7 protein-coding genes are annotated in these 12,182 nt (G+C 45.0%); 2 read left to right on the top strand and 5 right to left on the bottom strand.

Annotated elements, in window-relative coordinates; translation table 11 throughout:
* Positions 1 to 88: 88 nt before the first annotated feature.
* Complete coding sequence (locus tag ACQP6D_RS06595) at positions 89 to 3,982, bottom strand: translocation/assembly module TamB domain-containing protein (protein ID WP_427857732.1); 3,894 nt, start codon at positions 3,980 to 3,982, stop codon at positions 89 to 91.
* A complete protein-coding gene (locus tag ACQP6D_RS06590; protein ID WP_427857731.1) occupies positions 3,982 to 5,865 on the bottom strand; it encodes an autotransporter assembly complex protein TamA in 1,884 nt (627 codons plus the stop codon). The genes ACQP6D_RS06595 and ACQP6D_RS06590 overlap by 1 nt, the downstream gene beginning before the upstream one ends.
* 312 nt (positions 5,866 to 6,177) lie before the next feature.
* On the opposite strand from ACQP6D_RS06590, the gene kdsA reads away from it, so the two are divergent.
* The gene (gene kdsA, locus ACQP6D_RS06585; RefSeq protein ID WP_267391961.1) at positions 6,178 to 7,017 is read left to right on the top strand and encodes a 3-deoxy-8-phosphooctulonate synthase; all 840 of its coding nucleotides are present in this window, start codon (positions 6,178 to 6,180) and stop codon (positions 7,015 to 7,017) included.
* 75 nt (positions 7,018 to 7,092) lie between these two features.
* Here kdsA and ACQP6D_RS06580 read toward each other — a convergent pair whose 3' ends face one another.
* Entirely contained in the window at positions 7,093 to 7,659 is a 567-nt protein-coding gene (locus ACQP6D_RS06580) for an adenine phosphoribosyltransferase (RefSeq protein WP_100141203.1), read from the bottom strand.
* Between the two features lie 195 nt (positions 7,660 to 7,854).
* Between ACQP6D_RS06580 and ACQP6D_RS06575 the strand changes: the two genes are divergently transcribed.
* Positions 7,855 to 10,065 carry a RelA/SpoT family protein gene (locus ACQP6D_RS06575; protein ID WP_267391949.1) on the top strand — a complete coding sequence of 737 codons (2,211 nt, stop codon included), beginning with the start codon at positions 7,855 to 7,857 and terminating at the stop codon, positions 10,063 to 10,065.
* A 116-nt stretch (positions 10,066 to 10,181) separates the two neighbouring features.
* Here ACQP6D_RS06575 and ACQP6D_RS06570 read toward each other — a convergent pair whose 3' ends face one another.
* Positions 10,182 to 10,958 (bottom strand): N-acetylmuramoyl-L-alanine amidase, encoded by a 777-nt coding sequence (locus ACQP6D_RS06570; RefSeq protein ID WP_267391948.1) that lies wholly within the window; start codon positions 10,956 to 10,958, stop codon positions 10,182 to 10,184.
* A gap of 305 nt (positions 10,959 to 11,263) precedes the next feature.
* Positions 11,264 to 11,746, bottom strand: coding sequence for a hypothetical protein (locus ACQP6D_RS06565; protein WP_427857730.1), 483 nt, complete (start codon positions 11,744 to 11,746; stop codon positions 11,264 to 11,266).
* Between the last annotated feature and the right edge of the window lie 436 nt (positions 11,747 to 12,182).

Below are 12,182 nucleotides of genomic sequence, written 5' to 3'. Positions count from 1 at the left end.
TACTATAATTTTTGATGGATACAGCAGTTCGATGCTAAATAAGCAGATTAATTTTCGACATAAATTTAACTTTAATTTAAGTTAATAATTAATCAAAACGTCGTGTATATCGGATTTCGCCACCTGCAGAGCCTGTTCCTACACGTATGATGCTTTGCAGAGCTCGGCTGATCTGATAGGTAATGCTAACTGTTTGCGTAGCACTTTCGATTCCGTAAAGGTAACTAATATACAGGTTGTTGGAAAGATGTTTGCCAATGGTAATGGCTTGTTCGGCCGGATTCATTTCGCCTGTTTGGCTATTGCGGGTTTGCTGGCTGGTTAGGCCAATTTCATCCAGCAGGCCAAGTTTATCGTTGAGACCGCCGGCCAGCCATGCGCTGGCAGCTGCGGCAATGGCTGCTTCATCGCCGGCACTGCCGCTGCTGGGACGGTTAAGTATCAGCCATGAAAGTTTGTCTTTTTCGCTCATGGCTTCGTTGGCGATAAGGTTGATACGTGGGCTGTCGAGGCGACCCAGTGCTTCAACTCCTGCTCCCACCTGAGAATATCGGCGTTTGGCACGGATTTTCAGGTTGGGGTTGTCCATCGGACCGACGAAGGAAATGGTACTGCCATGCTGAATGACCAGATCTTGTCCGTAGGCTTTATACTGTCCGCGCACGACATTCACAGTGCCGACAATCTGGATGGTGCTACCGGGATTGGCGCTGGCGTTGAGCTGACCACCTAATAAAACATCTAATCCTTCGCCGCTGAATCTGAAGGCATTGTTCATATCTAAATCCAGATTGAGACGGATGGGTGTGGCGCGCTGCTGTTCGGTGGTTTTTTCACGGCCTAGAACAACTACGTCGTCATCAAGTTGTGGCATGCCGGATTTCTGCATGCCGAATAAACCTTTGTCTACTTTGAGTTTGCCATTCAGGACGATGCCATGGGCGATGGTATACAGCAGCTGCGTATTGCCGCTGAGGGTAAGACGGCGGTTTATCTGGTCAAAGATGTTGTAGTGGTCAAAATGGGCGGTGACGTTAATGTCTGGAGTAAGTTTGGTCATGTCAACGACACCATTGAGTTTAATAGTACCGTCGCGGCGGGCGAAGGTGAGGCTGTCTATAAGCCAGCGACGACCCTGAAAATGACTTCTAAGACTGCCATTTTCGAGAATAGTGCCATTAGACTGATCACGATAATAAAGGTTGTTGCCGATGAGTGTGCCGTTTAGTAATGGTTCGTTCAGATGGCCGCTGATGGTTGCGTTGGTGTGCATGCTACCATTGAGTTGCATGCCAATGGGCAGTAGATTGCGTACGCTGCTGAGATCAGGACTGTCTATTTTAATATGGCCGCTGATGGGCGCATTACTAATTTGTCCGTTGGCGGCAGGGGTAATGATGAGTAGGGCATCGGTGGTGCCATAGCGGGTGAGGCCGCTGAGGTGGTTATCGATGTGACCATTCTGGAAACGGGTATCGAGTCGGACATTTTGCAGACCCAGTTTCTGCTGGTGCTGCGGTAGAATGATATCGCCGCCCTGCTGATACAGTTTCAGATAGCCCTGCATGTTACGGCTATAGCTGAAATTCCAGTCGCCACCAATTATCAGGTTTTGTTCGACGGGCAATTCGACGATGCTGTGTAACTCGCGCAAAGCGAGATTGCTGGCTGTGCCGCGGGTAATCAGCCCTTTGTTTTTGTCCCAATTGAGGTTGCTGAGGCTGAGGCTGCCACCCAGTGCTGCCCAACGTGCGTTCTGCATATTGACGCGTTCAGCTCCGGCTTCAAGTTGAATGGGGCTGAGCAGTTTGAGATTGAGGGCACCGTTGATATCTAGTGCGTTGACACGGCCTCGCCACTGATAATTCTTATCCATTCCGCCATGGGCATTAATGCTCAGATGATAGGATTTGCCATCGAGTGACAGACTGCTGTTGCCTAGTAGCTGATGCTGGTTGCCGCGGCCGTTAATTTTGATGTCGGTGTTGTTGATTATAGTTGGTTTGCTGCCGTTGCCACCGGCTATGTATATGTGGTCTGCAGCCATGTTTAGCTGTAATGGCTGGGTAATATCGGGAGAACCAATAATTTTGAAATCCAGCTGGCTGATGTTAAGCAGTTTTGCGATTTGTAGGTTACGGGCTGCACCGCTCAGGTTGGCGGTAATTTTTTTCGGTTCACCGGCAATAAAGCCTTTGGTGTTGAGTAGGCCTTTGAGGCCGAATCCAAAAAGACCGATATCAGGAGCGTTGATATCGAGATTGAGTTTATCGCCGGTTTTGCCGAAGCTGCCATTGGTAAGTATACGGTTGCGGCCAGCGTTGAGATTGATGTTGGCTTGCTCCAGATGCTGGTTGCGATAGCGGATTATGGCTTTGCCGGAAAGTGCTGCATCGGAGAGTATGCTGTTGTGCCACAGCATGTCTGCTTGAATGGCCGGTTGCTGTGCCAGCTGACCGCTGACGTTGATATGGCCGTTGATGCTGCCGGCAGGAAAGCTGGAGTTGACTTTGGACGGGTTGAAATTATTGCTGTTTATAGCCAGTTGCAGGGCTTGATTTTGATACAGTGCTAGGCTGCCTTTGGCACTAAAGCTACCACCTTTATTCGGGGTGAGGTTCAGTTTGTCGAGTATCAAGGTCTGTTGATGTTTTTGTTCATCGGTAATGATTTGAATGGAACCATCGCTGCTGCCTTTTTCGCTGGACAGCAGCCATTGGGTATTTAAGCCGTTGAAGCTGCCAGATACGCGGATGTGTCCATTGAGCGAACCAGGCAATGGTGTAGTCAAGGCGTCATCTGCATAGATTCGTAACAACTGGCTATTGATGTCCAGCTGTTTAGCAGCGCTGTCTATGCTGCCGCGGGTGATGATTTGCCCTTGCCGAAGCAGGCGTGTGGTCAGGGCAGGTAACTGAAGCTTGCCATTACTGTCGATGTTGATATCGCCTTCAATACTGCGGATAGGTAAACCGGAGCTTTTAGCATCATTATAGGCACGTGGCTGTTCGTTACCCAGTTTGATGTGGCCGGCCAGTTGGTTCTGGCTGTTTTTAACGGGAGTTAGGTCTAAGTTGAGATTAAGATCAGCAAAAGGAAGGCTGCTGCTAAAGGCAGCAGGATTGATATGGCGGCTTTGTAGGTTGAAGCTGACTATTTTGCGGTTAAGCTGTAAAGCGTAAGGTCTGAGAATGGCATGAGTGCGAAAATGGATATCTCCGCCATCCAGACGGGCAAATAGGTCGGGCTGTTGTAGGCTGCCTTTAATCAAGGCGGCACTTTCTACAGCGGTTTTATCAAGCGTGCCGTTGCCATTTAGTTGACCGTTCAGTGCAAACGGTGTTTGAGTGGCAATGGCAATATTGCCTTGAAGGTTCTGCCATGGAGTATTCAGTTGGTTGAGAACAAGCTGATGCTTGCGATAATCATATGTATAGCTGGCCTGACTATTAAGCAAAACCGGAGTCTGTTTTTTGCCGAGGGTGAAGCTGCCAAGCTGGATGCTATCAATTTGAATTTGTAAAGGCAGATTGATGCTATTGGGCAGTGTGGGAACTGGTTTCGGTGTGGGGACGCTGTGGTCGGTGTAGTTGATTTTGCCAACATCCAGCAGCTGCACGTGAAATCGTCGTTGCCATAATTCGCGGTTGTTCCAGTTTAGCTGGAGTTTATCAATGGTTAAATCAAAATCGCGATGGCTGACATGGATGTCTGAACCGGCAAAGCCTTGCCAAATTGTGCCGTACAGTTTTTGGGTGCTGATGTGTACACCAAACCATTTAGGTACGGTATGAACACTGAAGCGAAGACCGGATTCGGTGCCGGCCAGCCAGCACACTAAGGCGATGATGATGATTATGAGGCCAAGCAGGGTGAATAGGCTGGCTTTTAGCCAGCTTTTCCAACGTGGCCTGCGCGGTGGCTGTGGAGTGGTTGCGGGTTTGGCTGAAGTTTCGCCTGAGTGAAGTATGGTTTCAGCCATTAGAATTTTGTTCCCAAACTGATAGACCAGCGCCATTTTTTATCATGATGGCCGTATGCGATATCGAAGGCAAAGGGGGCGACGGGGCTAAACCAGCGTACGCCTAAACCAGAGCCATGACGCCATTGCATGTCGCTGAAATTTTTGGACACTGAACCGGCATCGTGAAATAGAGCCAGAGCAAAATCTTTGTACACCGGAATTTGGTATTCCACGCTGGCTACGGCCAGTGTACGGTTGGGTAATACGGAATTATGTGAGCTTTTGATACCAATGCTATCGAGCTCATAGCCTCTAACGCTGCCGGCACCACCGGCACGAAACATGAGAATGGAAGGGACATTGACAGCATCACCGGTATGCACATAGCCAATTTGACTGCGTAGCACCCAGGTACCGTATTTTTTGTTTTCCGGTGTGTAGTAATAGCCACCGCTGGCCGTTACCCGCTGCATGGAAGCGGATGCCAATAGTTTTCCCAGCGTTGTGCCGATTTTCCCTTCCAGATAATAGCCATTGGCTGGCCTTAGCTGGGTCTGAATATTCTGACGCTTCCAAGAAGCGGTAAGCATAGTGGCATAGCTATGACCAAGCTCAGGACCATCTTCGATTTTGCTGCTTTCAGTAATATATTCAACGCCAATACGGGAGTCTATGCCGTTGCGGTCTCGTACTTTCCAGATGCCGCTAGACAGGGCACGGCTTTCCAGATGCTGTACGGTAGAATAAGTATAGTTGAGATTACTGGTCCAGTAATGGCCACGGCTGTTGCGCGGCTGGCTCAGGCCAAAACCAAAGGTGGTTTCGTAGCGGTCGGTATCTAGCAAGGTGGAGCCGACAAAGCCTTTATGGAACACATTGTAATGGTCATAGCCACCGCGGAATCCGGGACCATTTTTGGTGTCGTAACGTAAACCAAAGGTCAGTTTCTGACGACGCATTTCGCTTACTTTTACCAGTACAGGTACGTGGTCATTTACCATGTGGTCGAAATCGGCACTGACCACGGCATTGCCATAATGACTGTCTTGTTCCAACGCTTGTTGATAATCAAGCAGTTTGTCCAGATCATAAGGTGATCCGGGGCCGAAACCGGCCATTCCGGTAACAATAGACACCGGATAGCGCTCGTTGCCGCTTACCTGTATATCGCCGAAATAGATAGGCTGTTTGCTGTCTACAGTAAGTGAAAGGTCAGCCAAATTTTTTTGCGGATCAATAGTGGCGCGGCTGGCACTGATGGTGGCCAATGGATATTTTTTACGCACAATGGCGGAGAGTACCGAAGATTTGCTGGCTGACCAGTTGCTCTGAGTAAAAGGGTCACCAACTGGTAGTACCCAGTTGTCAACGGCGCTTTTGTAGTAATTGGTCAGGTCGTCATCTGCTGTAACGTTGCCGCTCAACGAAATATTGACATTTTCAATTTGAGTACGGGGGCCAGGGTCAATGTGTATCAGATAGCCATCTCTTTGTTTTTCGAGATTGACTTTTGCATTGAAATATCCCTCTGTTTCAAGCATGGTCTGCGTTTGCTGAGGTGCTTCCTCCGCCAAGAATCCAAGCTGCTCATCATCAAGGTCTTCGATCAATTGCTGAGTAATCAGTGGCAGATGGTCTGTAATTAATTTTTGCAGCGCAGAATTATTGACATCAATAGTGACAGGTACCCGCGGAATTTTCGGCAGTTGATGCTTGTGTTCTTCGCGATACTGGTGCGGATGCAGTAATCGGTGCAGTAAGCCAGTTTTCGGTGGTGGAATGTCGTCTTCTATATCATCGCTGTCTGCTGGCAGACTGGCCGCCCATACCATTGAGGTAAGGGTGGTGAGCAATATACTCTGTAGCAGCCCGTGCAGGCGTTTCTGCGAGATATATATCAAGATTAATCCTGTAGGGTTATGTTTGGTGCGGCGTTTTCTAAAGATAAAAGGTATGTCGGGTGATTACTGGCCGGTTATTTTAGCTATTGTAGCGCGAAAATAGTAGTCAAACCTATACTGAAAACGATGGTGATGTTATGAATATGTAAAACTAACGCTATTTTTGTATGTTAATTTTGAATCGAGTTAACGATTATCGGGGTTAATGAGATTTGGACGCTGAGCAAACTATTTTGTAGAATGCGGGTTTATGTTGGTCTGGGCACTGATGTCCACGTACCGGAACCTGAGTGAGGATTGATTGTGACCAAGATTGTTCATGTTGGTAATATTTCAGTAGCCAATGATTTGCCACTGGTGCTGTTTGGTGGCCTGAATGTACTGGAAAATCTGGATTTGACTTTACGTACTTGTGCGCATTATGTTGAGGTAACTCGGAAACTGGGCATTCCGCTGGTGTTCAAGGCATCATTTGATAAAGCCAATCGTTCTTCGATTCATTCCTACCGTGGTGTGGGTTTGGATGAAGGTATGAAAATTTTTACCGCGGTAAAACAAGAATTTGGTGTTCCAGTAATTACGGATGTACATGAACCGTATCAGGCTGCACCGGTAGCAGAAGTGGCAGATGTTTTGCAGTTGCCGGCTTTTCTTGCTCGCCAGACTGATTTGGTGGTGGCACTGGCGCAGACGGGTAAAGTGGTGAATATCAAAAAGCCGCAGTTTTTGAGTCCGCACCAGATGAAGAATATTGTTGATAAATTCTACGAAGCGGGCAATCAGCAGCTGATCCTGTGTGAACGAGGCAGCAACTTCGGTTATGACAATCTGGTGGTAGATATGCTTGGCTTTGGGGTGATGAAAAAAGTCTGTGCCGATCTGCCGATTATATTTGATGTTACCCATGCGTTGCAGCAACGGCAGGCAGATGCAGCTGCTTCTGGTGGTCGTCGCAGTCAAGTGCTGGATTTGGCTCTGGCCGGTATGGCCACACGGCTGGCTGGATTATTTCTTGAAGCTCATCCTGATCCAGATAAAGCACGTTGTGATGGTCCGAGTGCCTTGCCGCTAGACATGCTGGAACCATTTTTGGCTCAGGTTAAAGCGGTGGATGAATTAGTAAAAACTATGCCTGTACTTGAGATTAACTGATTGATCATATATCAATAAAAAAGCAGAGATATTTATCTCTGCTTTTTTGCATCTCAGTAAAACTGGCTTAAAAATTTATTGCTCCACAGAACCTGAATTCTGATACAGGGTAAATAGAGGAACACCCTCATTACGGATTCTTTTTCCACCAGGTAAATCAGTGAATTCGATTATGGCTGCAGCCTCAACAACTTCTGCACCTAGTTTGCGAATGAGTTTGGCACCTGCAGTCATGGTGCCGCCGGTAGCTACCAGATCATCAACCAGCAGTACTCGAGTACCGGGTTTTACAGCATCTGTATGCATTTCGATAGTAGCATGGCCGTATTCCAGCTCATAACTTTCAGCAATCGTTGTGAAAGGTAATTTGCCTTTTTTTCTGATGGGAACAAACCCAACATTAAGCTGGTAAGCTAATGCTGCACCGATAATAAATCCTCGTGCATCCAGACCGGCTACTACATCAATTTTCTGATCCATATAACGATAGACCATTAAATCAACCAGTAGGCGGAAATACTGCGGACTTTGCAATACCGGTGTAATGTCATGAAATAAAATTCCTTCCTGCGGCCAGTTTGGAATTTTGCGAATTTTTGCAGCCAGCGCTTCAACACCTATGACTTCAGGGTGAGTCTGCATTATAAATCCTTTAAAAATAAAGACTATATGCGAAAGCTATAAACGCAGGACGAGCGAGGTTATCTGCATATAGTGTATGCGAAAGGTGCGCATAATATCACTATTCGAGTTTTTCTACAGCCCATACTGAAGCAGAAACTTGTGGCTTTTGGTACAATTGCCAGCATAATTTACACAAATCAACAGGTTGATAACATGGTTAGCACGCCTGATACTCTTCTCGCCACACCCGCCCATGCGCCATGTGTTTGGTTAGATGAATATATTGCCACTTTGCCTCCAGCTATGGCGACAATGCTACGGCATGCTCAGGCTTTGATGGATAGTGGGTATCCGCAGAATGCAGTTACCTTTTGTGGCGAAAACTTGTGCAGCAATCTGATGATAGCCGCCAAAAGCGTAGCGGATATGGATTTAATGGCCGATGCAGTGGCCGCTACTTTACTGAGTTGCCTGCCCAACTACGTGACTGACTGGAAAACCATCGTAAAAGAGCAGTGTGGTGAGAGTGTAATGCAACTGGTGGCTGGTTTGTATCAGGTGCAGAAGCTAACCTATTTTGTCAGTATCAGCCCGCTGGCTACAACGGAAGAGCGCCAGCAGCAGGCAGAAGCCATGCGCCAGATGCTGCTTGCAATGGTATCTGATATTCGCGTGGTGCTGATTAAGCTGGCAATGCGTGCGCAGACCATGAATTATCTGAGCAAGGTAACCGATGAAGCGTTGAAAAAGGCTGTGGCCAAGGAGACCATGACTGTATTTGCCCCACTGGCCAATCGGCTTGGTGTATGGCAACTGAAATGGCAGCTTGAGGATTTAAGTTTCCGTTATCAGAATCCAGACGAATACAAAAAAATTGCACGTTTGCTAGATGAAAAGCGCACTGAGCGGCTGGATTATATTGAGCACTTTGTAGATACCCTTAAACAACAGCTTAGTCGCCTGAATATGCATTTTGAAGTAGCGGGTCGGCCGAAACATATCTATTCTATTTACCGCAAAATGGTAAAGAAGAAACTAAGTTTTGACGGATTGTATGATATTCGTGCTGTGCGTATTCTAGTCGATACTGTAGCCGACTGTTATGCAACGCTGGGTATCGTACACAGCCTGTGGCAGCCTATTCCGGGCGAGTTTGACGATTATATTGCTCATCCCAAACCCAATGATTATCAGAGCCTGCATACTGTTGTGGTGGGGCCGGAAGACAAAGGGGTGGAAATCCAGATACGTACTTTTGATATGCACCGCTATGCCGAATTCGGCGTGGCTGCACACTGGCGGTATAAAGAGGGTGGTAAAGGCAATGAGGCTTACGAGCACAAAATTGCCTGGCTGCGTCAGCTACTCGATTGGCGTGAAAATTTAGCCGAAAACGGCAACGATCGTGAAGACTTGTCTCGTGCATTTCAGACAGAACTCTTTAACGATACCATTTATGTGCTGTCACCGCATGGCAAAGTATTTTCTTTACCAGCCGGTGCTACCCCGATTGATTTTGCCTATGCTTTGCATACCGACATCGGTAACCGCTGCCGAGGCGCAAAAGTGGACGGACAGATTGTGCCTTTATCCACACCGCTTGAAAATGGCCAACGCGTGGAAATCATCACTGCACGTGAAGGTAAGCCCTCTGTAAACTGGTTGCATGACGGATGGGTGAAGAGCAATAAAGCTATTAGCAAAATCAGGGCGTTTATCCGTCAGCAGAATGGAGAATCGATACGCGAATCCGGTCGTACAGCACTGGAAAAGCAGCTGGTTAAACTACAGGTACAGCCCAACACGCACAAATTGGCGGAAGCGCTTGGATTTAGCAGTGTAGATGATTTATATCTGGCTATGGGGCATGGAGAGGTATCCGGCCGTATGATTCAGAAAGCGGTTGATACCATGATGGAAAAACCGGAAACACCGGTTACAGAAAACCATCTGGTCAAACGCAGTAAAATTAAAAACAATTTCGGTGGTGTGCTGGTGGATGGTGAGGCCGGTCTCTATACCACACTCGCCAAATGCTGCAAACCAGCCTTTGGAGATGACATTATCGGTTTCGTGACTCGTGAACGAGGTATCTCCATTCATCGCAGTAACTGCTCTTCATTTCAGTATCTGGCGCAAATTTCACCTGATAAGGTATTACCTGCTTCTTGGGCCAATGATTCAGCTAATCAGGTCTTTGCTATCGATATTGAAATTCGTGCACGTGATCGCAGTGGGCTACTGCGTGATATTTCAGAAACACTGGCACGGAACCGTCTTAATGTTACCGCTGTACAAACCCTTTCACGTGATCTTGAAGCTCAGTTGCGTTTTACTGTTGAAGTACATCAGGTAAATGATTTACCGCGCGTGTTGAGCAGTTTAAGTGATGTTAAAGGCGTATTATCGGTAACACGCTTGTAAAGTAGGGATTAGAATTTAGAAAAGTTGCAGGATTATTAAAAAAACCACGAACCATACCTAGCGGTTCGTGGAATAAAAATAATTGCTTTTAACGTTTTTTTCTATACAGCAATGGTTTATTGTGCAGGTAAATACTTATTTACCAGTGCATATAAAATAGCTGCTGTTTCACAGTCTAGTTTTCCGTCATATTTTTTTGGGCGAAAGTGAAGCTGGAAAGCTCGGATTAACTTACTGAACTGTTCTGCATTGGTATCTGCTCCGGTAATATCATAGCCATAGCGGCTTAACTGTTTTAATACTTCTGAATTGTCTGGAATACCTTGTTTTCTGAATCGAGTTTCGAAATGTAATTTTGTTTTTGTCTCGTACCATGCGCCTATACCGGCTTCGTACAGTTCTTTCCATGGGAAAGCTGCCCCAGGGTCGCTTTTACGCTGAGGTGCAATATCAGAGTGACCAACAACATTCGTCGGACTGATATCCGGATAACGCTGCAGAATGTTCAAACAAAGCTCTTTAATCGCTTTAAACTGATTGAGCTTATAAGGTGGAAAAGTAAAAATGCCGTTATTATCAGTAGCTAAATTAACTATTTCGATCCCAATTGATGTATCGTTAAGATTATTACGTCCTTGCCAGCTACTAACTCCAGCATGCCATGCACGGTCTGTTTCTGAGACTAGATTAAAAATCCGCATTTCATTAAAACCTGCTGCTTGATAGCTGAGTTCAGTATCATCAGGTATGAGATAATGAATACTGGTAGCTGAGCCACTCAAAGATTTCACAGAATCTGCAAAATTTTCTGCCGTATAGTGTAATACTAGAAAGCGTACGCGCTGGTTAAAACCGCCAACAGAGCGGTAACTATTGTAATCAATAGAATACATTCTATTTTCTCCTTTGTAATTTTTTTCCTTTTCTGGATTCAAACAAGTCTGAAGTTATGTTTTCAAGAAAAGGTATTACATTATATAACTAAAATTACATTAAGCAATATCTAATATAAAATATTATAATTTCAAATTATTTAGCATTAAATTTTTAATATTATGCATTAAAGGTTTATATTCAGTATATTGTCTTAATACAATCTATTATAGGAATTATAGAGTATGTTTATAGTTGATTAACAATAGGGTTGTTGGTAACAAATAAAATTAGGAAGGCTGTATGTTTTAGTTTAGTGAGGCAGTCATTTATGTGTAATGTGCAGATAAATATTATTAGCAAGTTTAGCCAGAAACAGCATAAAAGAACTGATACTAGTGCATAAGAAAAAGAAAAGGATAGCTGTAAAAACCAATATTGCTATTGAATCTGGGCTGATTTCAAAGCCTGACCAGATTATTAGATATTTTCCACCATACCAAGACGAGAAAAGCAGGATGACAGACAGAATCAGACCTACCGATAATGTTTTTAAAGAGGGCGATGAATTCATTTCTGAATGAAAAAAAATAGCTTTGAAAATACTGATATTAATAATAATGAGGTAAACAAAAAAGCATATTAGTGCGCATATCGCAATAAACGCACAAGAACCGGCCTGATCACAAGTATCGAAAAAATACCATCCCAATATACCAATAATAAAAACAGTATAACTAGCAAGTGAAATCAGTAATTGTTTAGCTAATTTTCCTTTGTTAAAAAAGGTTAATATATTTTTGGGCATAATTATCTATTACGAATATAACTAATAAAAGTAATTATATTTACAAATATGTTTTAATGTAAAGCTATATAAAATGATCAGCTAATGCTTGTTGTTATCTCAGTCTAACTTCAATCTTGTGCAATGGATACATACTCTAAATAGACCGCCAAAATGTAGCAACTTGGCTTTAGCTCGTTTAGGCAATGAATATTTGATAAGATTGTTATGCATTGTCTGTAATATATATGTAGAGTCAAATAGCGCGATTCATCGAGGATATTGCACTGTTGATGTGTGAATATCGTGGCAAAATGGTTTTACTTTTGGATACTTTATAAAAATGCTGACAATTAGTATTCAAATACTGAGTTTCTGCCCCTTATCCAGTGGCATATGTACCTGACCATTACGGCCAGCAATCCGCATCCGATTATTTGTATAAGCTTTTAACATT

The organism is Snodgrassella sp. CS2 (assembly GCF_050310315.1).
Lineage (GTDB): Bacteria > Pseudomonadota > Gammaproteobacteria > Burkholderiales > Neisseriaceae > Snodgrassella > Snodgrassella alvi_E.
Note: the sequence above shows the minus strand (reverse complement) of the source record. Positions and strands in the feature narration are given on the sequence as shown.

Bases quoted from the DNA above. Each gene is read 5' to 3' on its own strand.
- ACQP6D_RS06580 (WP_100141203.1), bottom strand. From the start codon at position 7,659: ATGCAGACTCACCCTGAAGTCATAGGTGTTGAAGCGCTGGCTGCAAAA.
- ACQP6D_RS06595 (WP_427857732.1), bottom strand. From the start codon at position 3,982: ATGGCTGAAACCATACTTCACTCAGGCGAAACTTCAGCCAAACCCGCA.
- ACQP6D_RS06565 (WP_427857730.1), bottom strand. From the start codon at position 11,746: ATGCCCAAAAATATATTAACCTTTTTTAACAAAGGAAAATTAGCTAAA.
- ACQP6D_RS06570 (WP_267391948.1), bottom strand. From the start codon at position 10,958: ATGTATTCTATTGATTACAATAGTTACCGCTCTGTTGGCGGTTTTAAC.
- ACQP6D_RS06575 (WP_267391949.1), top strand. From the start codon at position 7,855: ATGGTTAGCACGCCTGATACTCTTCTCGCCACACCCGCCCATGCGCCA.